Here is a 24,617-nt window from a genome sequence, read left to right as displayed (position 1 = left end):
TACTACAACACTGCACGCAGCCACTCAGCCCTCGGAGGACACCCACCGATCACTCGACTGGCCGTGTGAACAACGTCTTCGGTCACAACAGCTAGGCGGAGAGGCCGGCCTCATTAGAACCGGGTTGGCGACCAAGGCAGACATCAGCGCATTCACGGGTTCAGCTAACTTGCCAAGCGTGAGCGGCGACGATGCCCGACACGCGCGGGCGTCGTCCGGGACCCCAAAACGAACCATGCGGATCGCGGAGGCTCGCGACTTCATCGGGCAGCTCCTCACGACCTGGATCGATTCCCTGCCGTAGTCACCACCAACCGACGCCGTCAGGCTTCGTCTTGCCGCAGGTTCGGCGGCCCAACGATCTCCTTGCTAGCACTTTTGAATCTCGTATCCTCCGCCACGGAGCAGCACAGAGAAGGCCGGACCCATCGGGTCCGGCCTTTTTCAGCAGGTCGGCCGGTACGGCACCTCCGGGATGTAAGCCGCCCACTCCTCCGCCGTGAACCCGCCACCGGCGACGGCGCAGGCCGTCGCGGCCGGGTCGGCGCGCAGCGCGTTCAGCGCCGAGTAATCCCAGGCCACCGCCTTCGTGAAGCCGAAGTTCGTGCCGCTGGTGATCAGCGTGCGCCCGTCCGGATGGAAGTGCAGCGACTTCGATTTGAGGTCGGCGCGGCGCAGGGTGGCGACGCGGACCGGGCCGGTCAGCTCGGCGATGTCCCAGAGCGCCGCCGCGTCGTCCTCGGTGCCGGTCGCGAGGGTACGGCCGTCCGGGGCGAAGGCCACCGACCATACCGGGGCGCCGTTGCCGGTCAGGATGGCCTGGCGGCGGGCCTTGCCGGCGACGTTCCACAGCACCGCCGTCCTGTCCTTGCTGCCGGTAGCCAAGGTGCGCCCGTCGGGGCTGTACGCCAACGCGGTTACAAAATCAGAGTGCCCCTTGAGGGTCTCGACCAGAACCGCGTCCGCCAGGCTCCAGAGCTGGACAGTCCGGTACAGCGCGCTGGCGACGGCGAGGGTCCGGCCGTCAGGGCTGAACGCCATCGCCGTGGCCACGTCGTAGATCGGCAGGTCGGCGTGCTGGACCGGGTGTCGCGGGTCGCTGATGTCCCACATCGTCACGTGGTACTCGCCGTTGCCGACGGCCAGCATGTTTCCGTCCGGGCTCATCGCGAGCGTTCCGCGGAAGGGTCCGCCCGGCAACTTGCCGAGCGGCACCGGCGCCCGCGGGTCGCTGAGATCGGTCAGCGTCACCGATCCGTCCGACCTCCACCCGAGCGCGGCGACGGTGTCCCCGCCGGGGCTGACCGCCACCGCGTCGACGTAGGTGGAGTGGATGCGCATGCTGCCGAGTTCGACCGGGCCGGCCGGTTTCGACATGTCCCACACGGCCGCGGTCCCGTCGGAGTACGCCGTGGTCAGCCGCGCCCCGTCCGAGGTGAGCGCGGACGCGAATCCCTGCCAGTGGTTGCCGTCGGCACGTCCGAGGACCGCCGGTTCGCCGTGCGCCGCGACGGCCCACAGGCTCAGCGTGCCGTTGAATCCGGTGGTGGCCAGGGTCCGTCCGTCCGGGCTGAACGCCGTCGAGATCGCATCACCGCTGTGGTCGTTCAGATCAGCCATGTGTACGGGCGCGTTCGCGGCCATGTCCCAGAGGCGCGCTGTCCCCTCCTTGTCGCCGGTCACGAGCAGCAGCCCGTCGGGGCTGAAATCCCCGGAGCCGGCCCGGCTCGTCACCGTGGTGAACTTCCGCGGCTTCGTCCGGTCGGTGATGTGCCAGACGGAGAGGTTCCCGTCCTGGTCGTTGGTGGTCAGCAGCGGCCGTGTCGGACTGTAGGAGACCCTCCACCATTCGCCGGGCAGCGTGCCGACCTCGACAGGAAGCGTGCGGTCGGTGATGTCCCAGATGGTGCCGGGCTCGCCGGCGGTCACGGCGGTGCGGCTGTCGGGGCTGAACGCGACCGGGCCGTTGACCTCCATGGTCCGGGTGAACAGCAGGCTGGGCCTCGTCCGGTCGGCCATGTCCCAGAGGCTCCAGAACCCGTCGGGGCTGGAAACGCTCAGCGTCTGCCCGTCCGGGCTGTAGGAGAGCCAGCCGGCGTAGGGCAGCGGCAGCGTGTGGGTCTTGACGGGGGCGGCCGGGTCGGAGACGTCGAAGAGAACCGGTTCGAAGTCCCAGCCGCCGACCATGGCGAGCGTCCTGCCGTCCGGGCTGAAGACGGGCTGCCCCACGAAGGTGAAGCCGTCGAGTGGGGCGAGTCGCACCGGGTGCGCCCGGTCGGCCACGCTCCACAGTGCCGCCGTGAAGTCGGAATTGACGACGGCAAGGAGGTCGCCGGGCCCATACGCCACATACAGCACCTCGTCGATGGTGCCCAACCGGCGTGTGGACGTGACGAGGCCGCTGAGTTCGGTGCGGGACTCGGTGCCGGGCTGGATCCGCTCCGCGGCGATCCCCAGTTTGAGAGCCGTCCACGGGTCGTTGCTGATCGTCACCTTGGCCTGGTTGAACAGCCTCCGCCCGATCGTGATCTTCTGCTGTTCGGCGGCGTTCTCCTCCTGGCGGCGGGCCTCCGCGGCAGCGTCCTCGGCCTTGCGCTCGTTCTCACGCGCGATGAACTCCTGCCGGCGAGCCTCCGCCGAGGCCTCCTCGGCCATCCGCTGCTGTTGCCGCGCGATGTGCTTCTGCCGCTCCGCCTCCGCGGCGGCCTCCTCGGCGAGGCGTTGCTGCCGCTCCGCGATGATCCGCTGCCGGGCCGACTCGGCGGCCGACTCCCGCGCCAGCTCACTCTGTTCCCGCGCCAGCGAACTCTGCTCCCGCGCCACCGCCTCCTGCTGCTCGGCCAGCGCCTTCTGCCGCTCGGCGAGCGTTTTCGCCTCGCCCGCCAGCTTCTGCTGCCGGCGCGCGTTGCTCTCCTGCCGCTTCGCGTCGGCCGCCGCCCGCTCGGCCGCGTCCTGCTGTTCCCGTGCGCGTTTCTCCTGCCGCTTCGTCTCCGTGGTGGCGGCCTGCGCCCGAGCCTCCTGGGTGAGGGCGTTCTGCTCCTGTGTGCGAGCGTTCCGCTCCTGTCGCCGGGCCTCGTCCGCGTACCGCTCGGCGTTGTCGCGCTGTTCCGAGGCGACGTCCTGCTGGCGCTGCGCCTCCACCGCCGCGGCGGTGGCCCGGTCGGCGTTGTGCCCCGCCAGCACGCCGGTCCCCGACGCCACCACGGTGAGCAGCGCCAGCGCCGCCATGGACACCCGGCGCAGCCGCCGGGCCCGGCGGTGCTGCCGGAGGTCCTCGCTCTCCAGTTCGTCCTTGCTGACGCCGTGCATGGGCGCGGCCAGCTCCGCGATCGCGTCCCGGAACCGGGTGTCCCGCAGGTTGAGTTGCCGGCCGTCGCGGGCCCAGCGCAGGTCGAGGAAGAGCGGCTCCTCGGAGAACACGCCGCGCAGCGCGTCCGGCGCGGCCGTCGAGTCCGCGGACAGGTCACCGCGTTCCGCGTCCCACCGCCATTCGCCGTCGGTCACCACCGGCAGGATCCGGTCGGCCGGCTTGGTCGCGATCCAGTACTCGATCTCGCGGTTCACCCACGGCGACCGGGCCGCCTCCGGCGACGCGAGCAGCACGAACCACTCGGAGCCGTCCAGCGCCTTCTGGATCGACGACCACAGCCCCGGCGTCACCGACAGGCCGGTCTGGTCCCGGAAGATCCACAATGCGCGGCGCCGATGCCACGGCTTCGCCAGCCGGTGCAACCCGCGCTGCACGGCCGGCGCCAGCCGCCCGTCCGCGGCGTGGCTGTACGAGATGAAGCCGTCAAAAGACATGCACGGACCCCCGTGGTCAGTCATCAATGCCGACCGATTGTCCATGCCGGCGGCCGATCGGCGAAAAAATGACGCCCCGCTGTGAGACCCCTACCCGGCGTCTCGTATTGTTCGGCCTGAAAACAGTGCAGGCGGAGGCCGACTCCCGATCGGAGCCGGCTTTCGTCGTATTCAGCGCCTGATCTTGGCCGCCGACGAGGTCGCGCGGCCGTCGTAGTACCCGGCCTTCTTCGCTACGACCACGACGGTCAGCTTCTTCCCGACCCAGGACTTCTTGAGCTTGATCTTGGATGCGGATGACACGACCTTGCCGTTGACACGCCAGGCGTACCCGAAAGCGGTCGCCTTGGGTGACCATGCACCCACCGAGACCTTGACCGTCCGGCCCGCCTTCGCCGTCCCGATGATCTTTGGCTTCACCGTCGATCGGGGCGCAACGCCATAGCCGACCGTCAGTGATCCGGAGACCGCGACAGTGTCCAAACGGTTCGCGAGCTTGGCGGTGACGATCACCGCGAGGCGCTTTCCGCGGAGTCCGGCGGGGATGGTGTACGACGACCCGACCGCCCCCGGGATCGCGACCCCGTTGGCCGTCCACTGATACGTGTGCGACGAGGTGGACGGACTCCAAGTCCCGGTCAGCGCCCGCACCGAGTACCCCACCCGGGCGGTCCCGGTGATCGACGGCGCCCTGGTCAGGGTCAGCGGCGCGGCGGTGACGGTCAGGACCGCCGGAACCGATCCGGCCACCGTGACGTCCCAGGCGCCGGCGGCGACCCCGGTCACGTCGGCCTGAGCCGTGAGCACGGTCCCGTCCGCTGAAACACCGGTCACCGAGGCCGCAACCGTCACCCCGGCCCTGGTCAGCAGCACAGAATTGGCCGCCGTGAACGGCCCGCCCGCCAACGTGAGGGAGACCGGACCGCTGTTCGGCACGGCCGCCGGCGTGACCGAGGTCAGCGTGACCGGGACCGGCAGGGGCTCGCAGGGCCCGGGTACGCAGTCGAACTCCGCCCGGAACGGGAAGGAGCCGAGCCGCCAGCCCGGCGAGAGCGCCAGGATCGCGGTGCCCGGCTGCGACGACGCCGGCAGGGTGAGTGCGCAGTGCTGCTGGAACGCGTCCGACCACCGGCACCATCCGGCCGTCTGCGCGCTGGTGCCGCCGAGGTCGAAGAGGTACGCACCGGGCAGCTCGGTGCCGCCGGTGATCCGCACCTGGAACTCGGTGCGGGTCCGCACCGGGAGCGCGTAGCAGACACCCGTCCGCTCGGCGTCCAGCGTGCCGCTGACCGGGGCCAGCCGGGTGGGGTCGGCCGCGGTCGGGCACTCGGCCGGAGTCCGTCCCGGTGCGCCGAGGAACCAGGTGTCCAGCAGGTACGACTGCGGAACGGTGATCGTCGACGACCAGACGAAGATCTGATAGCCGCTGGACCCGGTGAGCCGGCACGGCTGCACCTCGGAGCAGGGCACCTCGTTCCCGGCCGCGTCGAAGACCGCGTGCTTCACGGCGCCGCTGTCCCGGACGTTCGCCCAGAACGACTCCGCCGCCGCACCGCTCAGCCGGTAGCACTTGATGTCGTCGGCCGCCGTGATCGAACCGGCCGTCGCCGGGCCGCCCGCCGCGGTCGACACCGGCGTGTCGCAGTCGGCGCCCGCCGGGCTGGAGTCCCTCCGGCCGACCCGGTACTCCGTGCTGGTGGGCCGCCCGACCACCGCGAGCGAGTACGCCTCCCCCGCCCGCAGCCGGCACTTCGCGATCTCCACCTGGAACGACGCCAGGTATCCGCCGCAGATCCCCTCACCGGTGCCGTCGTAGACCGCGGTCCACAGGTTGCCGGCCGTCCTGGCGGCCGGTGCCGCGGCGACGATCTCCGAGGTGGCGTGCGCGTCCGCCGGGATGGCGTAGCAGGTGGCGAACCGCTCCGCCGAGAACGAGGGAGCGGCGGTGGCGCCGAGCGCAAGCGACCCGCACCCGGTGATCTCGTCGGTCCGCTGCACCGTCAGCTGATAGGCGGCGACCGCGTCCAGTGCGTTGACCAGCACCCGGTACGGCGCCGGCCCGGACAGCTCGCACCACTGATGGCAGATGACCGTGCCGTCGGCGTCGACCACGTCGATGTCCAGGTCCTGCTCCAGAGAGGAGTAGGCCGGCATCCAGATCTCCAGCTTCGCGCCGGACGGTGTCGGCAGCTCCAGACAGTCCGTCTGGCCGGCCGCCGCGAGCGAACCGAGGTGCGCCCCGGTGCTCAGACCCTGGTCGGACACAGCGACACAGCTCGCCGGATCGAACGAGGCCGTCTCCGCGGACGCCGGCAGGGCGACCCACACACCGGCCGCGAGCATCAGGCCACTCAGCAGAGCGACCGGCCAGCGCCTCACTTCTTCACCTTGACGGCCTTGGTGGTCGCCCGGCCGTCGAGGTGCCCGGTCCGCTTCGCGATGACGACCAGGGTCAGCTTCTTTCCGGCCCAGGCCTTCTTCAGCTTCAGGGAGCGGGACGTGGCGACGAGTTTGCCGCTGACGCGCCACTCGTACCGGAAAGCGCTCGGCGTGGGTGACCATGCACCCACCGATGGCCGGACCGTCTTGCCCGCCTTGATCGTGCCCAGGATCCTCGGGGCTTTCGTGGCCCGGGGTGTGGCGCCGTAACCGACCGTCGTCGCGGTGGTGGCGGCCGTGTTGCTGCGATGGTTCTGCCGGACACCGGTGACGGTGACCGCGAGCCGCTTGCCGCGCAGCGACGGCGGGATCGTGTAGGACGCGTTCTTCGCGGCGTAGATGGGCGATCCGTCGGCGGTCCACTGGTATTCGAAGTAGTCGGGTGCCGGGCTCCACACACCCCGGTTCACCCGAACCGTGGCGCTGACCGCGACCGTGCCGACGATCGACGGCTTGGTGGCGATCGCCAGCTGCGGTGCCACCACCTGGAGCAGGTACGACCACCGGCCCGCCTCGTTCGGCTTCGCGAAGGAGGTGGCCGTGATGTCGTAGTTGTCCGGCTCGACACCGGTCAGGTCGACCTCGGCGGTGTACCGGTCGCGTTTCGCGGTCACCGACCGCACCACGATCGGCGTCACGTTCTCGCCGTTCCGGCTCAGCCACAGGGTGTCCCGCTCGTGCAGGCCGACGCCGGCGATCTCGATCACCTGCTTGGTTCCGGTGATCAGTTTCATCGGCTCGTTGCCGCCGAGGAGGGCGAAGTTGACGCCACCGCAGAGCAGGGTTGCGCAGTCGGCGACGACCTCGAACGACGTCGGCGACCCGTCCCCGACGAACGCGAGAACGATGTACGAGCCCTGACCGTGTCCCGGCGTGCACGACCAGTCGCCGCCGGAATCGGAGCACGGTGCGATCGACCAGTCCTTGTTGATCACGTACGGCGTGATCCCATCGGTGACCGACAGCCGGAACTCGTTCTGGTAGCCGACCGGGAACGACACGCAGTGGGCCCGGTCGTCGGCGTTCAGCGTTCCGGTCACCGGGCCGAACCCGTACGCCACCGAGTCCGTGATCCGCTCGCAGTCCACCGGGTTCGCGAAGTCACTGCCGACCGCCCAGGTGTCCGCCCGGTACGCAACCGGCTCGGCGGCCGTGACCAGTACCTCGGAGACCGGCATCAGGCAGGGCAGCGAGGGGCACGTGTAGAGCGAGCCACCGGGCAGGGCGTAGCCGACCGTGGCCTCGGTGCCGGGCAGGTCGAACCAGGTGAACGGCTTGACCCGGTAGCAGTGGACCTCACCGGGCAGGATCTCACCGGGCGTGGCCGGGCCGCCGAACGCGGAGGAGACCGGTTCCCGGCAGCTGCCGCTGATCCCGGCGGCCTGGCTGATCCGGTACTTGCCGGCACCGGTCGCCGACCGCACCACGACCATGTGCGCGACGTCGCCGAGCCGGCAGCCGAGCAGCTGATAGGCGGCGGGCGTGGCGTCCTGGCAGACCAGGTTCCCGGAGCGGTCGTAGACGGTGAGCCAGGCGGTGCCGTCCCCCTCGATCCGGTTCAGCGTGAGGATCTCCTGGCTGCCGCCCGCCACTCCGGGGACGTCGAGACAGCTGACGAAATCCGTGGCGGTGAGGTCGACCGTCGACGGCGACGTCATCCGGGCGCACGCGTTCTCGCCGGTCGTGCGCTGCAGCGCGAGCAGGTAGTCACCGGTGGTGCGCGGGTCCTGAACGACCACGATCAGCCGGACCGGACCGGGCGGCATGTCGGGGGCGCAGCCGTACACGCTGGTCACGTCGCAGAACACCGTGCCGGTCTCCTGGACCAACCGCACGAGCGGTGCCGGGCCGGTGGGCGGTGGCATGACCTGGTAACGCCCTGTTGCCTCGGGCAGCGCCAGGCAGTGGACCTCGCCCAGGCTGGTGAAGGTGCCGCGGATCGGTGTGCTGAACCCTTGCGCGTCCACGGCTGTGCAGCCCGGGCCGTTCAGCCTGGTGACGGTCGCGCTGATCTCGTCGATCGGCTCGGTGGCGACCAGGTAGTAGGTGCCCTGCCCGAGGTTGCACCAGACAGTCGCGCAGGCGAGGGTTCGGGGGCCGGCGAACACCGCGGACGCGAGGGTCGCGTTGCCGGCGTCGGACGCCCGGACCAGGTACGACGTGCTCTCGGTGACCGTGAACCACCGGCAGCGGCCCGCACCGAGTTCGCCGGCACCCTGGCCGAAGCCGGTGATCGGCACCTCGGTACAGGTCGCCGGGTCGACCGGCATGGTCGACGGCGGCGGGATGGCCGCGTCCGCTGTCGCGCTCAGAACGGCACCGCCCAGCAGCGCGCTCACCAGGGCGAGGACCCCGGCCGCCCTGGCCACCCAAGATCGATTCACGAACGCGGATCTTGCCAGTAGACCCGATCAAGGGCTAGAGCTGGGCGGCCGCTATCGCGTCATCGATCTCCGGAAAAATCGCGAAATAACGGCCTAGACCGACTGTCTCCAGCAACTGGGCCAGGAACGGGTTCGCGCCGGCGAAACTGAGCCACCCTCCTCGGGCAGCGATCACCTGCTTACTGGTGATGAAGGCGCTAAGCCCGACAGAGTCGCAGAACTTGAGTTCGGTGAGGTCGACGACGATCCGCGGAACCGGCCGCTCCAGCAGCCCGGCGAGTGCGGTGTGCAACTCACCCGAGGTGTCGGCGTCGAGCTCGCCACGCAGGTGAAGCACGGCGACGTCGGATCGGTGATCGGTGACTGTGGCCTGCATGGTGATCAATGGCTTCCTACCCGTCCTATGGGTATTCCACCATAGATCGTCAGCATCCGCGCACATCGGACAGAGCGTGCGTCGCAAACCGGATGGCACAGACACGATCGATATGAGAAAGGCCAACGGACCGGACCCCGTGGAGGGATCCGGTCCGTCAAGAGGCTGGCCGGGTCGGATCAAGCAGTGGGCGGCGCAGCCGAGGGGGGGCTCCTGGCGCTCCTAAAGCTCGCGCCACTGCCAGCGTGGACCGCGCCACGCGTCGGCCAGGATCATCGCTGATGCCCGGCCGGGACACTGTTGTACCTTCGACTTCCCGTCGGGGCCGCCCAATTGGGCTTCGACCTCCCAGGTCTGGCCGTCGGTACGGACGTAGACGTCACGGCGCTGAAGTCGGACGTCCCCATTCCACCAGTGGTTGGTAACTCTCACATGTCAAATCTAGGACAGACATCGACAGATCTGGGTGGGGTGAATCTGCGAAATTTTCTCGCCGCCCGGTCGGAACCACATTGTCTGATCCGGTGGATTTGAGCCGCGTGACTTGCGCGACACCCTACGTCTTTGGGCCGTCCATGATTCACTACACACGGTAGTTCCATGCTCTGACGTGCGACGAAACACCCCCGTTACACGCACGCGTCCTGATCATGGGTAACGACCGAACGGACTAGGCGCCGCTCCGACGCGCGAACGACCCCGTCGAAGGGCACACAGAGTGACGCATGGGACGGAGAAAAACAAGAGAGCCCGGTCACACAGACCGGGCTCTTGATGGCGGTGGCGGCGGGATTTGAACCCGCGGAGGGCGTAAACCCTCACACGCTTTCGAGGTCTGTGAGCCTCTGTCCGCATACGTCCCGTACCGTCCGTGACCTGGTGCTGCTCTCCCCATCGAACACCGGTGACCGACTCTGAACGTCGGCGAACGAGACCAAAACTGAGACCACGTCCGGACGGTCCAGTGATCGACAGCAGTTGATCAACCCGCCTATCGTGATCACATGATCAAGACGCTCGACCGGCTGCGGCGTCACGGCGTGTGGATCAAGGAACGTTATGAGCGCTGGGAAGAACGTCAAGTTGCCCGCAGGTTCTCTGGCTGGTCGGTGCGCCGCCGCCTGTTGGTGTTCGTGCTCGCACCCACCATGTTGATCTGTTGCGGTGGAGTTACTGGGCTTCCGGTTCTGTGGTTGCTTCGGGAGACGGTTGAGGCGGGACGGGGTGCACCGGCACCGGTCGCGGCTGCCGATGAGTACTTGGTGCGGCTGTCGTACGGCGACGAGGACGGCTTGTTGCCGGTGTTGGATGACGAGCAGGATCACCTACTAGAACAGTGGCGCGGCTACCTCGCCGCGATGCGTTCGACCGATCCGGCACCGTTCGGTCTCGACCTCAACATCGTCGATCCTGGGTCGCCGAGCGGTGACCATGCGACTGTGCGCATCGACGTTCAGGCCGTGTGGTGGGACACCGATGGCGGAGGAGCCAGCTACAAAAGCAAGCCTAGGACGTGGGTGATCGAGACCCGCGAGGACGACGGCTGGAGAGTGACGCGGGTTGACGCACCGCCCTGGTGTGGCACCGGCGGATACCTACCCGAGTGCGGCAATAACCCTGCCCCGGCACCGACAGCGACGCCCTCAGACCCGCCGTCGCCCGACCCGTTGCAGCATCCCCGCGAGATGCTCAGGTGCGGTCCGCGTGATCCGTTCCGGGCATGGCACTCATGCCCTCCAACCGGTCCGACTACCACTCCGAGTGCCTAGCTGCGGCCGGAAGCCGCCCGGGGTTGCCTGGACTTCAATCATGGTCCCTTTTCCCCGGCTGGATTGGCTGGACATCTTCGGTGGCGAGGTGAAGGCGGTAGATGGCGTCATCGCCGTTCCCGTCATCGATGGCGGCCAGCTTTAGCCGGTCGGCCGGCACTCGGGTCACGAACCCCGGACCGGTTCCCGTGTCGATCCACACCTCAGCCCATTCGTGGTCCAGCAATCGTGGACCGACCACCAGCCGCTCATACACGTGGAACCACCAGCCCTGTCGGCCCGGACGCTCCCGGCGCGGAGTCACCATGTGTACCGCGACACGTCCGGCACAGTGCGCGGGTCGCATCGCGAGGCCGGTTGGACGACGGCACGTAGAGGTGCGGGCCGTAGTCGACGCGCTCGACGACAACGTACGGAGCGGTATCCGGACCACCGCCAGTGCAGAGGCAGTAGCGGTGACTCGGATTGGTGGTGACGGCCTGGAGGACGGGCAGACTCGGTGCCGAGTGACCGCTGATCTCGGGGCAGGACGAGGTATGGAAGATCGCGCCCGGCGGGTACTCGCGAAGTCTCATGCTGTCCGCCTCGGTTGATGATCGGCAGGAACAGGCCGAGTGCTGCCCAGTAGCAAGCGATGGTTGAGGCGCGCTCTCAACGGTCCGCGCGATTCCGGCTGGACCTCGACCCCGAATGGCTGTCCGGCATCGGGGCACGGCATCACCAAACCGCACACGCATCGGCGGGTCGGGACGACCCGCAGGACTCTCCTTCTTCTGTGACTCACCGATGACCTCCGAACGGTCACCCCTGATCGCGAGAGGGTCCATGCCGGTGATCGGGCGATGTATGCCCAACACCGTTCCCCGTCGCTCAGGCAACCCAGTTGCTCATGAAGTTATGAAGCCGCCCTGCGCCAGATCAACGAGTTTGCTCAAGTTTGCTTGTCACTCAAAGGCTTGACAGGCCCAACAACAGACGCGAACGATCGCAGAAGTCGAGCAAAACCAAGCAACTTTCGATCGGAGGGATCGGAGATGCAGCTAACGTTCCTGGGCAAGGAGACACAGGGCGGCGGGTCGCCGACGTTGTACGCGACGGATCGTGGATCGTTCGTGGTTCAGGGGTGGAGAGTGGCGGGACAGCCGTTGACCACGGTGGAGATCCCGGAGTCTCTGTTGCAGCATCTGCCGTCGAACGTGGCTCTCGACGTAACGCTGAGCCGGACCGGACGGCGCTGGAATGGCGACAGTGGCGAATGCGATACGTTCACGGTCACCGGTGAAGGCTTGGATGATGGTGTGCTCGCACAACTAACCGTTCCGAGTCACGAGGCTTGCATCGAGGTTCGGCGGCGATGGAAGGACGGGTAAAAGGTGCGATTGCTACAGGGTGAAGCCTTTTTCGACATCTTCCGTTTGCTCAATCATTCCGCTTTCCATCTTGAGGTCGAGGATTCGTACAACACCCCGGACGAGTCAGAGCCGTTCCGCAAGTTTCTCAGCGGAGAGCCTGACGATTTCGAGTGGCATAAACCGTGGCTTGATCTGGTTCGAGACGTTACGGGTGCCGGAAAACGAATTGATCGTGTGCGCATTGTCTCGACGCCGCATGTTGACTACACCCGATGGGGTCTGACGGTAGCGCCGCTCAATATCGAAGCAGGAGAGGATATCCGCTGGCTTCCCCGTCGTCTCCTAAATGGTATTGATGTAACCGCTGATGATTTCTGGCTGATCGACGATGAGCGCGTGGTGTTCACCGTATTCACTCCTGACGGGACCTGGTCCGGAGGTGTTGAAACCGTGGACCGCAAAATCGTGAACAGATGCGTTCAGGTCCGCGATGCGCTATGGAAACTCGCCATCCCGCACGCCGATTACACGAGCTAAGTGGTGTTCCTTGGCGACAAGCACTATCCATCAGGCGCGCGAGGCCCTTGGCGTGCGCCTCCGTGACCTTCGGCGAGACGCCGGCCTGACCGGCAGGGGCCTCGCCGCACTTGCCGGTTGGGACAACTCGAAGGTCTCGAAAATCGAGTATGGAAAGCAAGCACCGTCGGAGAGTGACATTCGGGCTTGGTGTCTTGCGTGCGGTGTTCCTGAGCAATGTGAAGACTTGGTCGTTGTTGCGCGAGACATCGAGTCCTCATATGTCGAGTGGCGCCGACGGCTGCGTACCGGAACGCGCGCTCGGCAGGAGAAATCGCAAACTCTTGAAGCCGATACGCAATTTATGCGCTGGTTTGAGCCTGTCCTCGTTCCTGGTCTTCTGCATACCGCCGAATACGCCGCTGCGGTCCTGCGACGGGTCACCGAATTCTATGAGGTGCCGAACGACGTGGACGCGGGTGTTTCTGCCCGGATGGAACGCCAACAAGTGCTTTACCGCCGGGGACACAGCTTTCACTTCGTCATTGCCCAGCAGGCACTGAGGACGGCCGTCGGGAACATCGATGTGATGGCGGGTCAACTTGATCGGCTCATGTCAGTCATGTCTATGGGACGAGTGCGGTTAGGAATAATCCCCGATTCGGCACCGTACGTTGTGCCATCGAATCAGTTCATCATGTTTGACGATCGCCTGGTCCATGTAGAGGCTGTCTCCGCCGAACTTACGATAACGCAACCGCGTGAGATCGCACTGTATGCGCGCGCCTTTAGCGCCCTCGCTGGACAAGCCGCATACGGCGATAAGGCGCGCGGCCTCATCCTGGACGAACTCCGCCGCTTGCAAGCATAAGGCCCTCCTGTCGCACGGGAGGGCCTTACTTGATACAGATCAGAATTCTTTGGGTTCCTTGGCGGCCGGTCCGACATCGACGTTGTGCAGGTCGTGATTTAGGTCGAATTGCTTTTTGCTTTGGAACTGCAATCCCGCGGCTTTAACGGCCTTGACTCGCTGAAGGGCAAGTCGTCGACAGTTCTCGCTAAGGTGGCGAGTTGCCGCCGAGCGTGTGATCTGGTTCGGGTGCTGGCGGTAAAGCCAGGTGACGCCCTCGACGTTGTACCCCTCGGTAATCTCGGACAGCGCCGCAAACATGGCGATGTCTTCGTCACCAGGCAGACCCACCCATCCGCCGATAGCGCGGAGAGCGACCGCACGCAGCATGAGACCGGCACAGTGGATCGGCCAGTTACCCCCGTGGCTCTCGGCCCACCGGTTGACCGACCCGGCCGGGACGATCCCGTATGGCAGCGCGGATTCCCACTCGACACGGTTTCCGTCTGGCATGAGGTCATCGGCTTGACCAACGGCCCAGTGGATCTCTTGCTCCTGGAACGGTGGAATCAGTGCCAGCAGTGCCCCCGGCAAGAGGACGTCGTCGGAGTCCAGGACCTGGACGAGGTCACCGGTTGCGCGCGCTAGACCGAGGTTGCGCGTAGCCGCGATCCCGAGCTGGACGCCGTTCGCCTCATAGCGGGCACATGAGACGTCGGCAAAGTGATGGCTGAGCGAGGGATCCTTGCCGTCCTCCTGGACGATCCATTCCAGCACCCATCCTTCCGGAAGTTCCTGCGCCTGGACGCTGGCAATGGTTTCCGCGAGATACGCAGCGCTCGGCGCGTACGCCGCTGTAATGATCGTTACCGTAGGCACGGCATGGCCTTTCTGGGTCGGAAGTGAAGGCTGTTAGGCCGTCCATCGGGTGAGTTGGTGGGTATAGCGGATGGCGGTCCGATCCCCTGGGTAGGTGGAGTCGGCAACCTCGACCACCCGGCCGCTGATGTCGATCGAGAGGCTGCGGAGGCACAGGAGGGGAACGCCCTGATCCATGCCCCAATCCTGGCGTTGGCGTGTCGTCGGCTGCATCGCGACGATCGAGTTCTCTAGTCGGTCGATCTCGATTCCGACGGTGTAGAGCTGGTGCCAGTGACCGCCCGGCCATGGTTCGTTCGCGGCGTCTAGAAGCGCCTCGTTGCTCTCGATGAGTGACACCGGGATGTAAGACACGCTGGAGAGAATGAGCCGCCCCGTTTGCTTCTCAACCGTTCGGTAGATGCGCCGGAGCAGCTCGGTTCGCGGTTCGATCCCGAACGTCCGGGCTAGGTCGTCGTCGGCCGGCACTCGGAAGTATTCGGCCGTGAACGACGTCTGATCGATCGGCATCCCCAGGGAAAGTTCCACGGCCCCGGTCTCGGCACGCTCCGCTTCGGAGCGGAGCGCTAGATCCTTCTGGGTCTGCGCCGACTCCGGAGTGATCGAGATGAGCAGGTCTTTTCGCTCGGGAGGGATCCTGACCCGCGCCGGAGCGCCCCGACTGACAGTGATGCGCCCCTCACCTCGAAGGATCGCAAGAGCGTCCCTCACTGGCCCGTCAGAGCACTTCCACTGAGCCTGAAGCTCGCGGACGGACGGCAACGAAGCTCCGGCCGGGTACTCGCCGGAATCGATCCGCGCCCGTAGGTCATCGGCGATCTGGTCATGGATCGCCACGGTTCCGAGAGTCCGATCGGCAGTCATACCCGCAGGTTACCAGCATCTTTGGTACTTCGGTACCGAAGTGCTTGCGCTCCGGCCACTTATACCCATAGTCTGGCACCACTTCGGGACTTCGGTACCGAAGTACCGAGCTACTCGGGTTGGGTTCGCCTGTGTCCACAGGAAGGCCGGCCGTGAGCTGTTCTCTGAGAACTGCATAGAACCGAGGCCTGCCTCAGTAGACGCCCCGCCGTGACCCCCTGGAGGAGAGCGAGCGTCGGGAAAGGGTGGCGCTCGGTTGCTCTCCGAATCCGCTGGTCGGCGCGGCATTGACGTCTCTTTGTGCTGCCGCGCCGACTCTTCTTCCGGAGGAATCCTCCATGAGTTCTTACGACTTCGACATCGAGCCGACCGCTGCCGACCTGGCGGCGATCGAGGCCGAAGAGCCCCTGATCGACGCCGAATTGGCGTGGTTGGAGGCCGAGATCGCTCTGATGAACGCGATCGAGCGCGGCAGGGCGAGCGAGTTGGACGTGCGGCGTCTGCGCCGTGCCGAGCAGGCGGTGATCCGAGAGACGTTCGCCCACGTCGCTCGGCTGACCCGCTCCCCCAGTCCGCGTCGCGCGGCCTGATCGCCCCGCTACCTGCTCTGAGAGGACAAGCCATTGACTACCGCGACCGCGACCCGCAGCGCCTACCCGCGAACGGTCGATGAACTGATCCCGCACGCTAGGGAACTGGCCGAGCAGCTTGGCGAGACGCCGAGCCGCAACAAGCTCATGAAGACCCTGCACGTCGGCAAGGACAAGGCAAACGCGCTCCTCGTCGCGCTCGCCCCGACCCCGGCCGCGCCCGCGTCGACCACTCCTGAACCGGTCGAGGCCGCGACAGCCGAGCCGGTCATCGAGCCCGCGCCGGATCCGGCCGACTTCATCGCCATCGACGAGGAGATGGCCCGGCTGCTCGATCCGTCCCTGCGACCCGCCAAGCCGGTCGAGCCGGGGGCGGCCGACCCGGTCGTCGAGCCCGCGCCGAAGCGGCGCCGCCCGATCGTCTGGCCGGTCCTGATCCTGTGCCTCCCCGCGTTCGTCGCGATCTGGGGCGGCTGGGTCGAGATGGGCAGGCTGACCGGCTTCGGCATGGTCACGCTGCTGCCCGGCATCTCCGAGTTCCAACTCAACACGGCGATCACGCTGCCCATCGGCGTGGAGACCTACGCCGCGTACGCGCTGTACGTGTGGCTGTCCGGCATGGTCGCTGGCACGGCGCTCAAGTTCGCCAAGTGGTCGGCGCTCGCGTCACTGGGGCTCGGCGCGCTCGGCCAGGTGGCCTATCACCTGATGGCCGCCGCCGGGTGGGACTCGGCCCCGTGGCCGATCACCGCCGCCGTCTCCTGCATCCCGGTCGCCGTGCTCGGCATGGGCGCCGGTCTCGCGCACCTGATGCACCGCTCGCACTGACTCCGCCCGGCGGCACGGCCCACAGCCTGCAAGCACGTGCCGTGCCGCCGGTCTCCCCATCCGCTGCAAGAACCTCAGAGGAGAAGTCCAGTATGGCCGCCCGCAAGACCTCACCGCCTCAAGCCAACGTCGAGATCACCTTCTCGGCGTGCGGCCACTCCGCGAAGTTCCCGACCGGCGCGAAGACCACCGCCCCCGCGCGGTGTCCGCACGGCTGCGACCCGCTCCGTCCCCAGCACCGCCGGGGCCGGTGACTGCCATGAGAAAAAAAGACGATCAATGCATTAGCCGAGGTCACCTACCTCGCAGACCCAGGTTCGACCTCCGGAGTGGAGGACCGTTCCTGACGCTGCATCGCATCGGCCTTTCGTCGGCCGCAGCCCTCAACCTGTTCGCCGCGCTCGTGGATCCCGGTCCGGGGCGCACCCTGCCCGCTGTCGGCCTCGCGGCTGCTGCTGGCTTCACCTTCGGCCTCAAGGGGGACCGTCAGTGACCGACAACCCGACACCCAACGCTGACGGATTCGACTGGACCGCCGCCGAGCACGACCTGGCGGACCGGCCCGACGCCGACGTGATGGACCTGGACTCAGCCCGTGCGCGCAAGTCCGCGGCGGTATCGGGTGACACCCACTATGCGGTAACTCTCGATGACGAGCCGAGCCCCGGCGGTGCGCTGGTGGACCCGCCCCCGGCAGGGTCCGGCAGCCGGATACCGATCGTGCCGGTCGGCTGGAACACCTGGCCCAACATCAAGCACAGCGCGAAGCAGGCCGCCGCGCTCGCCGCGTACCGGATCGGCTTCCACGCGTTGCGCTCACCCTGGTATGCGCTGCTCGCGTCGTTCTGGTCGATAGTCGGCCTGTTCCGGCTGCTCGGCCGCCAGATCAAGTGGTGGTGGGTGACGGAGCAGTACGGGCTGCGCCAGGCCGCCGCCGACGGCAACGACCCGGCGATGTGGCTCAAGCTGCACCGTGAGGTCAAGGCCACCCGCTTGTGGCGCGGCATCGTGCTGCTCGCCGGACTGCTCACCGCCGTGATCGGCGGCCCGGTCCTCTACGCGACCGCACCGACCTGGGCACTACTGCTGGTCGGCGCCGGACTGGTGGCGTTCCTCGCCCACGTCGGCCGCCCCGAGGACCGGCCGATCATCACCCCGGCCACGGTGGCCGGCCGATTCCGCCGGATCGACCCGGACATCATCCTCCGGGCCTACTACGCCGCCGGGCTCGGACACCCTGACAAGCCGCGCCAGCAGATCGCGTTCGGGTCGACCATGGCCCGCGATGCCGCCAACACCGGCTCTCAGGTCACCATCGATCTGCCATACGGCAAGACCTTCGACGACGTGGTCAAGGCCAAGGGCGCGATCGCGTCCGGGCTGGACGTGTCGATCAATCAGGTCTACATCACCCGCGATCCGAGTTCGCACCGGCGGCACGTGCTGTTCGTCGCCGACCGCGACCCGCTCGCCATCCCGGCCGGGCGGACCCCGCTGCTCGACTGCAAGCCCCGCGACATCTGGCAGCCTGCCCCGTTCGGCAAGGATGAACGGGACCGCAACGTCGGGCTGCTGATGATGTGGATCAGCGTGCTGGTCGGCGCTCAGCCGCGTAAGGGCAAGACGTTCGCCACCCGGCTGCTGGCCTTGTACGCCGCGCTCGACCCGTACACGGTGCTGTTGCTGGCCGACGGGAAGATGTCGGCGGACTGGGACAAGTTCCGGCTCATCGCGCACCGGTTCGTCTGCGGTGTGGTCCCGAACAGCCGCGACAACGACCCGATCGAGCACCTGCTGGAGATGCTGCGTGAGGTCAAGAAGCACATCGAGGACGTCAACGACTTCCTCGCCTCACTGCCCACATCGGAATGCCCCGAGGGCAAGCTGACCCGCGAACTGTCCCGCAAGTACCCGCTGCTGCGGGTGTGGGTGCTGGTCATGGAGGAGTTCCAAACCTACTTCGAGACCGACGATCAGGACATCAACAAAGAGATCGCCGGGCTGTTGTCGTTCATCATGGCCGTTGGCCCGTCCGCCGGGGTGATCATCCTGTCGTCGTCGCAGAAGCCGTCCGGCGTCGGTGCCGGGGACGTCGGCCGGTTGTTCAACCGCTACCGCGACAACCACGGCGTGCGGTTCGCGCTGCGCTGCGGTAACCGGATCGTCAGCGAGGCGGTACTCGGCGGCGACGCCTACACCGAAGGATTCGACGCGTCCGCGCTGCCCAACGGCAGCAACTACCGGGGTGTCGGCATCCTCTACGGCCACAGCGACGACACCGCCACCGTGCGGACCTACCTCGCCGATCACGAGGACGCCGAACGGATCCTCACCGCCGCCCGCAAGCACCGTGAGGCGGCCGGAACGCTCACCGGCGACGCCGCCGGGGAGAAGGTCGCCCGCGAACTGCGGGACAGCCTCGCCGATGTCCGGTCGGTGTTCCTGCCCGGTGAGAACGGCCTGCACTGGGCTGTGATCGCCGAGCGGCTCGCCGACAGGCTGCCCGAGCACTACGCCGACGCGACCGCCGACGCTGTCTCTGCACTGCTCCGCGAGCATGTACCGAGCGTGAGCGTCAAGGTCAAAGGGGTCGTCAACCGTGGCTGCCGAGTGGCCGACATCGACACCGCGATCGGCCGCCGCAAGAGCGCCTGAGCGGTAGCGGATCTTCCGCTACCGGTAGCGCAACCGCTACCCCTACCCGCTACCGGCCTGGTCAGCACATACACCGGCCGGTAGCGGGTAGCGGCGGCACCCCTCCCCCCAGCGAAAACCGCCCTGGAGGCACTTTCATGCCCTTCATCACCGCTACCGCTACCTCCGATAACGGCGCCTACGCCGTCCTGATCGGACTGCTTTTCATCACCCTCCTGCTGGTCACGCTCGGTTACGCGCTCGGCTGCTGGCTCTGGCCGTTCGGCGCGTGCCGCAAGTGCCACGGCTCGGGCAAGCGCCGCTCACCGTTCGGCCGCGCGTTCGGCCTGTGCCGCCGCTGCGGCGGCGACGGCCGACGACTGCGCATCGGCCGTCGCGTGATCAACGCACTCCGCGAGATCCACTCCAAAGCCGACCACTGACCGCGCCGGGAAGGACCGAACCGTGAGGCTGCTCGACCGCATCACCGACCGCATCCACGCCCCGCACGACGCCGCCGCCCGCGCCGCCGGGCTCACCGTTGTCCGGCTGCCCGGCGGCCGACGCCAGATCAGTCACCCCGACCTACCCGAACTGCTAGAGGCTCGCCGCCGCCGAGTCATCACACACGGCCCCGACATCACTGACCGGATGCTGCTCGACCCCGCCACCCGCGCCGCCCTCCACGCGACGGCCCGCCGAATGGCCACGGCACGACCGACCGTCAAGCACGCGGCCTGATGAACCGGCCCGCCGCGTGCGGGCACTGGATCGGTGGCGAGCGCCGCTACTGCCTCGCCACCGACCAGGTACGCCCCCACCTGCCCGGACCCCGCTGTCCCACACACACCCCGGCCGCGCTGCTGGGCGCGCCCGAAGCACCGTCCGTCTCGAATCTCCGGGAGCCGACCATGCCCGACCCTGCCCCGACGCTGACCGCCGCGCTCGCGCTGGCCGCCGACGGCTACCCCGTGTTCCTGCTCGGCCGGTCTAAGCGGCCGGTCGCCAACTGCCCGCAATGCCCGAAAGCCGAACTCGACCCGCACCACGATCCGGAAACCTGCGACCACCTGACCTGCCACGGCTTCTACGCCGCGACCCGCGACCCGCAACGGATCACCGCCATGCACACAGCCGTTCCGGGCGGACTCCTCGCCATCCGCACCGGCCGCGTGTGCAACCTGGCCGTCATCGACATCGACCCGCGCAACGGCGGCGACATCGACCGCGACCTGATGCCGCCGACCCGCGCGGTCCGCACCGGCTCGGACGGCTGGCACCTGTACTACCGCCATCCCGGCGGCACCCTGGGTGCCAAGCTCCGCGGTTGCCCCGGCGTCGACATCAAGGCCGATGGCGGCTACGTCGTCGCGCCCCCGTCGATCCACCCCGGCACCCGCCGCCCGTACCGCTGGCTCAGCGACCGGGCCGTCATTGAGATGCCCCCGCCGCTGGTCAGCGCGTGCCGGCCAACCGAGGCACCCACGGCCGCGAGCCCCAACACCACCGCCATCCCGCTCGACCGGGGAGGGGGCATCTCATCACCGGCCGCGCTGCTCGCCGCGCACCTGGCCGCCGTCACCAGCGCTCCGGAAGGCCGCCGCCGCAACACCCTGTACGGCGCTGCACGAGGAGTGGCACGCATGGTTGCCGCCGGAGCCATCACCCCGGCCGACGCTCACACCGCGCTCTACCAAGCCGGTCGAGCAGCTGGACAGACCGACCGTGACACCCGCGCCGCCATCGACGGCGGCTTCCGTGCCGAAGCCATCCCCACGGAAGGGATTGCCGCATGACCGACCGCAACAAAACCGCCGACATGGTGCTTGCCCTGGTACATGCCCTCACCGCCTGCGGTCGCAGTTCGATCACCCGCAGCAAACTCGCCGAGACGATCGCCGCCGTCGCCGACTTCCGAGGGGAGACCTTCCACCCGGACGGGTTCCGCGCCCTTCTTGACCGGATGGACCTGGACGACGAGATCGAGATCTTCGGCTACCCGGAGCGGATCACCATTGGCCGGAAGTGCGCCGGATGGGAGCAGGCATGACCATGCCGCATCGGATCATCGAAGGAACCGCGATCCTCAACCGGCTTCACGCCGCACTGACCAAGTACGTCGTGCTCCCGTCGCCGGAAGCGATCGACGCAGTGGTGTTGTGGATCGCTGCCAGTCACGCCGTTCCCGCATGGGCATACGCGCCCCGGCTGGTGATCCGCGCGCCAGAGAAGCGATGCGGCAAGTCACGGTTGCTCGACATCGTGGAAGGCACCTGTCATGACCCGCTGATCACCGTCAACGCCTCCCCGGCCGCCGTCTACCGGTCGATCGGCACCGACAACCCGCCGACCATCCTGCTCGACGAAGCCGACACGATCTTCGGCGGCAAACAGGCCGAAGCCAACGAGGACCTACGCGGGTTGCTCAACGCCGGTCACCAGCGCAATCGGCCCACGATCCGCTACGACAGCAACACCAAACGGATCGAGAAAATCGCCACGTTCGCCATGGCCGCGCTCGCCGGAATCGGCCAGATGCCCGACACCATCGAGGACCGGGCCGTAGTGATCCGGATGCGTCGCCGAGCGCAAGGCGAGAAGGTCGCGCCCTACCGCCAGCGGCGCGACGGGCCAGGTCTGCGGCAAATCGCCAATGATCTCAATCAGTGGATACGCGGTCACCTCGCCACCCTGGAACGTGCCGAGCCGACCATGCCGCTTGAAGACCGCGCCGCCGACACCTGGGAACCGTTGATCGCCGTCGCCGACCTGGCCGGAGGTGACTGGCCTGACCGTGGCCGACGCGCCGCCGAGACACTGACCGCCGAACGCGACGGACACACCGTCACCTCCGACCGCATCCGGCTCCTGGCCGACTGCCGCACCGCGTTCGGCCAGCACGACGCGATTCCGACCGCCGTCCTGCTCGACCGGCTCAAAGCCGATCCCGAAGCACCCTGGATCGACTACGGCGGCACCGGATTGACGGCGATGAAGCTGGGCGCTTTGCTCCGCGAGTACGACATCACGTCAGGCAACATTCGCTTCAGCACGGGGCAGGCCAAGGGCTACCAGCGCGCCGATTTCATCGACGCGTGGCAGCGCTACTGCCCCGATCCGACGGCGGGTGATCCGTCCCAGCCGTCCCGGTCGTCCCCGCCCAGCTCAGACGCGGGACGGCTCGCCAAGGTGGTACGGCTCAAGCCGTCCCAACCCACCCTTGATGACGAGATGCCCCCGCCGCCGGCCGACGCTTCCGGGACGGCTTGAGCCGTCCCGCCACGCAAGCCGTCCCAGCCCTGACCTGCAAGGGGACGGCCGGGACGGCTGGGACGGCTTACCCGCCGGGCCACTCGGACAGCCAAGCGATCATCGTTCAACCCGGCCCGCTGAGAGCCCACAGAAACGCGTTCCCATGGGTTAACCCTCGGACGCCATAGATCGTGCCTCTACGGCGCTCTCAGCGGGCCGCCGTACGGCCTTCAGCGCCGACCCATCGGGAACCCACGGCAGATGGCACATCGCCTCCGATCGGCTCGTCACGACGCCGTCGGCTACCCGCACGCACCCCTCAGCACAACTCACGGGGAGACGTCTTGCAGCACATGGACGCCACGCCTTTTGTTTTGACCATCGAACAGGCCGCCCGGCGACTCGGAATCGGCCGAACGCTCATGTACGCACTCGTTTCCAGCGGAGAAATTGAATCTGTCACGATCGGCCGACTCCGCCGAATTCCCGCCGAATGTCTCACCGAATACGTCAGCCGTCTTCGCAAACAGAACACCCAACTACCGACCGCCGCCTGAAAGGGACCAGAGAATGGTGAAACACGAATCCGACGGAGAGGCGAAGCGCCGAGCGAACGGCGAATCCTCGATCTATAAAGGGGCCGACGGCCGATGGCACGGTCGCGTCACGGTGGGCACCAAGGACGACGGCACGCCAGACCGACGGCACGTCACCGGGAAGACCGAAGCCATAGTCAAGGCGAAGGTCAAGCGCCTGGAGAAGGAGCGCGACAACGGCACCCTCCGGAAGGCCGGCGAAAGTTGGACGGTGGCGAAGTGGCTCACGCATTGGCTTGAGAACATCGCCACCCCGCCGAACGTCCGCGACAACACGGCGGCTGGCTACCGCGTCGCGGTGAACGTGCACCTGATTCCCGGCATCGGCGCTCACCGGCTGGAGAAGCTCACACCCGAGCACATCGAGAAGTTGACCCGCAAGATGCAGGCGAACGGCAGCAAGCCCGCGACCGCACACCAGGCGTTCCGCACGCTGCGGACGGCCCTCAACGAGGCAACGCGGCGGGGGCATCTCGGCCGTAACCCTGCGAGCCTCGCCAAAGCTCCGCGACTCGATGACGAGGAAGTAGAACCGTATTCGGTTCAGGAAGCACAACGGCTGCTGATGGCGGCGGCCGAGTTGCCGCGCAACGGTGTCCGGTGGGCACTCGCGCTCGCACTCGGCCTACGTCAGGGAGAAGCACTCGGCCTGAAATGGGCCGATGTGGACCTTACCGAGGGAACGTTGTTCGTTCGGCGTTCTCGACTCCGGCCGCGCTGGCGACACGGATGCAAGGAACCATGCGGCCGGAAATTCGGTGGCTATTGCCCGGAACGGCAACCGATTCGGGTTGAAGCAGCCGAGACGAAATCGCGCGCGGGTCGTCGTCGCATTGGCCTTCCCGACCAACTCGTTTCGCTGCTGAAGCAGCATCGGGAGGATCAGAAAGCTGAACGTGAGAAGGCCGCGCAGTTGTGGAATGAAGGCAATTGGGTTTTCTCCACTCCGACCGGTGGACCGCTCAACCCTCGCACGGACTACGACGAGTGGAAGCGGCTGTTGAAGTGCGCCGGGTTGCGTGATGGGCGGCTGCACGACGCGCGGCACACCGCCGCAACCGTGCTGCTGATCTTGGAGGTTGCTGAACGCGCCGTGATGGGCATCATGGGATGGTCCAACTCCGCCATGGCGAAGCGCTACCAACACATCACCGAGCAGGTGCGGCGCGACGTGGCGGTGCGGGTCGGCGGCCTACTCTGGCACACCCGATCAGAGCAACCCGATTGAGGCATAGAGCGAAGTTGTTCACACATCTCTTGACGGGAATGCCTTGATGGCAAGGTACGGGCACCCCTAGTGTAGGAAAGACGACTTACCCGAACGCGCGTACGGTTTTCCGTGACGCTGGGCGGGTTCGCGTCGTTTAACGACAGAGCCCGCGAGGTCCGAGCTGATGCCAACATCTCGGAACCCGCGGGCCTGTTCGTTCGCCGTACTACGTCAGGTCGACGACCGTCGCCCCGGCACTGCCACCCCTCATGAG

General features: G+C 67.3%; 21 protein-coding genes. 14 read left to right on the top strand and 7 right to left on the bottom strand.

Annotated features, from left to right (window positions below):
- Positions 1-444: 444 nt before the first annotated feature.
- The 4 genes from AB0M02_RS42300 to AB0M02_RS42285 form a co-directional block, all read right to left on the bottom strand.
- Positions 445-3,804: a TIR domain-containing protein gene (locus AB0M02_RS42300; protein ID WP_364238098.1), complete on the bottom strand. Its 3,360-nt coding sequence runs from the start codon at positions 3,802-3,804 to the stop codon at positions 445-447.
- Between the two features lie 171 nt (positions 3,805-3,975).
- Positions 3,976-6,183: a hypothetical protein gene (locus AB0M02_RS42295; RefSeq protein ID WP_364238097.1), complete on the bottom strand. Its 2,208-nt coding sequence runs from the start codon at positions 6,181-6,183 to the stop codon at positions 3,976-3,978.
- Entirely contained in the window at positions 6,180-8,627 is a 2,448-nt protein-coding gene (locus AB0M02_RS42290; RefSeq protein WP_364238095.1) for a hypothetical protein, read from the bottom strand. Before AB0M02_RS42290 ends, AB0M02_RS42295 begins: the two co-directional genes overlap by 4 nt.
- 34 nt (positions 8,628-8,661) lie before the next feature.
- A complete protein-coding gene (locus AB0M02_RS42285) occupies positions 8,662-9,003 on the bottom strand; it encodes an STAS domain-containing protein (protein ID WP_364238094.1) in 342 nt (113 codons plus the stop codon).
- Positions 9,004-10,007: 1,004 nt separating this feature from the next.
- Here AB0M02_RS42285 and AB0M02_RS42280 point away from each other — a divergent pair.
- Positions 10,008-10,772: a hypothetical protein gene (locus tag AB0M02_RS42280; protein WP_364238092.1), complete on the top strand. Its 765-nt coding sequence runs from the start codon at positions 10,008-10,010 to the stop codon at positions 10,770-10,772.
- Between the two features lie 34 nt (positions 10,773-10,806).
- Here AB0M02_RS42280 and AB0M02_RS42275 read toward each other — a convergent pair whose 3' ends face one another.
- Positions 10,807-11,028 carry a hypothetical protein gene (locus AB0M02_RS42275; protein WP_364238091.1) on the bottom strand — a complete coding sequence of 74 codons (222 nt, stop codon included), beginning with the start codon at positions 11,026-11,028 and terminating at the stop codon, positions 10,807-10,809.
- 778 nt (positions 11,029-11,806) lie between these two features.
- Between AB0M02_RS42275 and AB0M02_RS42270 the strand changes: the two genes are divergently transcribed.
- From AB0M02_RS42270 to AB0M02_RS42260, 3 genes are read left to right on the top strand one after another with little or no spacing between them, the layout of a single operon-like run.
- Positions 11,807-12,142, top strand: coding sequence for a hypothetical protein (locus AB0M02_RS42270; RefSeq protein ID WP_364238089.1), 336 nt, complete (start codon positions 11,807-11,809; stop codon positions 12,140-12,142).
- A 3-nt stretch (positions 12,143-12,145) separates the two neighbouring features.
- The gene (locus AB0M02_RS42265; RefSeq protein ID WP_364238088.1) at positions 12,146-12,661 is read left to right on the top strand and encodes a DUF6879 family protein; all 516 of its coding nucleotides are present in this window, start codon (positions 12,146-12,148) and stop codon (positions 12,659-12,661) included.
- Between the two features lie 10 nt (positions 12,662-12,671).
- On the top strand, positions 12,672-13,511 hold the full coding sequence (locus tag AB0M02_RS42260) for a helix-turn-helix transcriptional regulator (protein ID WP_364238087.1): 840 nt from the start codon (positions 12,672-12,674) through the stop codon (positions 13,509-13,511).
- 39 nt (positions 13,512-13,550) lie between these two features.
- Here the strand turns inward: AB0M02_RS42260 and AB0M02_RS42255 are convergent, their stop codons facing one another.
- On the bottom strand, positions 13,551-14,369 hold the full coding sequence (locus tag AB0M02_RS42255; protein WP_364238085.1) for a glycosyltransferase: 819 nt from the start codon (positions 14,367-14,369) through the stop codon (positions 13,551-13,553).
- A gap of 33 nt (positions 14,370-14,402) precedes the next feature.
- Positions 14,403-15,206, bottom strand: coding sequence for a GntR family transcriptional regulator (locus AB0M02_RS42250; RefSeq protein ID WP_364238083.1), 804 nt, complete (start codon positions 15,204-15,206; stop codon positions 14,403-14,405).
- Positions 15,207-15,571: 365 nt separating this feature from the next.
- On the opposite strand from AB0M02_RS42250, the gene AB0M02_RS42245 reads away from it, so the two are divergent.
- The 10 genes from AB0M02_RS42245 to AB0M02_RS42200 all read left to right on the top strand — a co-directional run bounded on the left by AB0M02_RS42245 (position 15,572) and on the right by AB0M02_RS42200 (position 24,361).
- On the top strand, positions 15,572-15,823 hold the full coding sequence (locus AB0M02_RS42245; protein WP_364238082.1) for a DUF6284 family protein: 252 nt from the start codon (positions 15,572-15,574) through the stop codon (positions 15,821-15,823).
- A gap of 33 nt (positions 15,824-15,856) precedes the next feature.
- Complete coding sequence (locus AB0M02_RS42240; protein WP_364238080.1) at positions 15,857-16,651, top strand: ABC transporter permease; 795 nt, start codon at positions 15,857-15,859, stop codon at positions 16,649-16,651.
- Between the two features lie 489 nt (positions 16,652-17,140).
- Positions 17,141-19,306, top strand: a complete 2,166-nt coding sequence (locus AB0M02_RS42235; RefSeq protein WP_364238078.1) for a cell division protein FtsK — start codon at positions 17,141-17,143, stop codon at positions 19,304-19,306.
- A 137-nt stretch (positions 19,307-19,443) separates the two neighbouring features.
- On the top strand, positions 19,444-19,728 hold the full coding sequence (locus AB0M02_RS42230) for a hypothetical protein (RefSeq protein WP_364238077.1): 285 nt from the start codon (positions 19,444-19,446) through the stop codon (positions 19,726-19,728).
- 22 nt (positions 19,729-19,750) lie between these two features.
- Positions 19,751-20,026 carry a hypothetical protein gene (locus AB0M02_RS42225; RefSeq protein ID WP_364238075.1) on the top strand — a complete coding sequence of 92 codons (276 nt, stop codon included), beginning with the start codon at positions 19,751-19,753 and terminating at the stop codon, positions 20,024-20,026.
- 170 nt (positions 20,027-20,196) lie between these two features.
- Positions 20,197-21,081 (top strand): bifunctional DNA primase/polymerase, encoded by an 885-nt coding sequence (locus AB0M02_RS42220; RefSeq protein WP_364238099.1) that lies wholly within the window; start codon positions 20,197-20,199, stop codon positions 21,079-21,081.
- On the top strand, positions 21,078-21,335 hold the full coding sequence (locus tag AB0M02_RS42215; protein ID WP_364238074.1) for a hypothetical protein: 258 nt from the start codon (positions 21,078-21,080) through the stop codon (positions 21,333-21,335). Before AB0M02_RS42220 ends, AB0M02_RS42215 begins: the two co-directional genes overlap by 4 nt.
- Positions 21,332-22,555: a DUF3631 domain-containing protein gene (locus tag AB0M02_RS42210; RefSeq protein WP_364238073.1), complete on the top strand. Its 1,224-nt coding sequence runs from the start codon at positions 21,332-21,334 to the stop codon at positions 22,553-22,555. The genes AB0M02_RS42215 and AB0M02_RS42210 overlap by 4 nt, the downstream gene beginning before the upstream one ends.
- Before the next feature lie 326 nt (positions 22,556-22,881).
- Positions 22,882-23,094, top strand: a complete 213-nt coding sequence (locus AB0M02_RS42205; protein ID WP_364238071.1) for a helix-turn-helix domain-containing protein — start codon at positions 22,882-22,884, stop codon at positions 23,092-23,094.
- A 13-nt stretch (positions 23,095-23,107) separates the two neighbouring features.
- A complete protein-coding gene (locus tag AB0M02_RS42200; RefSeq protein ID WP_364238070.1) occupies positions 23,108-24,361 on the top strand; it encodes a site-specific integrase in 1,254 nt (417 codons plus the stop codon).
- Positions 24,362-24,617 lie beyond the last annotated feature (256 nt).

The sequence above is a fragment of the Actinoplanes sp. NPDC051861 genome, assembly GCF_040681145.1.
Lineage (GTDB): Bacteria > Actinomycetota > Actinomycetes > Mycobacteriales > Micromonosporaceae > Actinoplanes.
The sequence above is the reverse complement of the archived record's forward strand: the minus strand, read 5'-3'. Positions and strand labels throughout refer to the sequence as shown.

Bases quoted from the DNA above. Each gene is read 5' to 3' on its own strand.
- AB0M02_RS42300 (WP_364238098.1), bottom strand. From the start codon at position 3,804: ATGTCTTTTGACGGCTTCATCTCGTACAGCCACGCCGCGGACGGGCGG.
- AB0M02_RS42285 (WP_364238094.1), bottom strand. From the start codon at position 9,003: ATGCAGGCCACAGTCACCGATCACCGATCCGACGTCGCCGTGCTTCAC.
- AB0M02_RS42280 (WP_364238092.1), top strand. From the start codon at position 10,008: ATGATCAAGACGCTCGACCGGCTGCGGCGTCACGGCGTGTGGATCAAG.
- AB0M02_RS42270 (WP_364238089.1), top strand. From the start codon at position 11,807: ATGCAGCTAACGTTCCTGGGCAAGGAGACACAGGGCGGCGGGTCGCCG.
- AB0M02_RS42245 (WP_364238082.1), top strand. From the start codon at position 15,572: ATGAGTTCTTACGACTTCGACATCGAGCCGACCGCTGCCGACCTGGCG.
- AB0M02_RS42230 (WP_364238077.1), top strand. From the start codon at position 19,444: ATGCCCTTCATCACCGCTACCGCTACCTCCGATAACGGCGCCTACGCC.
- AB0M02_RS42220 (WP_364238099.1), top strand. From the start codon at position 20,197: ATGCCCGACCCTGCCCCGACGCTGACCGCCGCGCTCGCGCTGGCCGCC.
- AB0M02_RS42215 (WP_364238074.1), top strand. From the start codon at position 21,078: ATGACCGACCGCAACAAAACCGCCGACATGGTGCTTGCCCTGGTACAT.
- AB0M02_RS42210 (WP_364238073.1), top strand. From the start codon at position 21,332: ATGACCATGCCGCATCGGATCATCGAAGGAACCGCGATCCTCAACCGG.
- AB0M02_RS42200 (WP_364238070.1), top strand. From the start codon at position 23,108: ATGGTGAAACACGAATCCGACGGAGAGGCGAAGCGCCGAGCGAACGGC.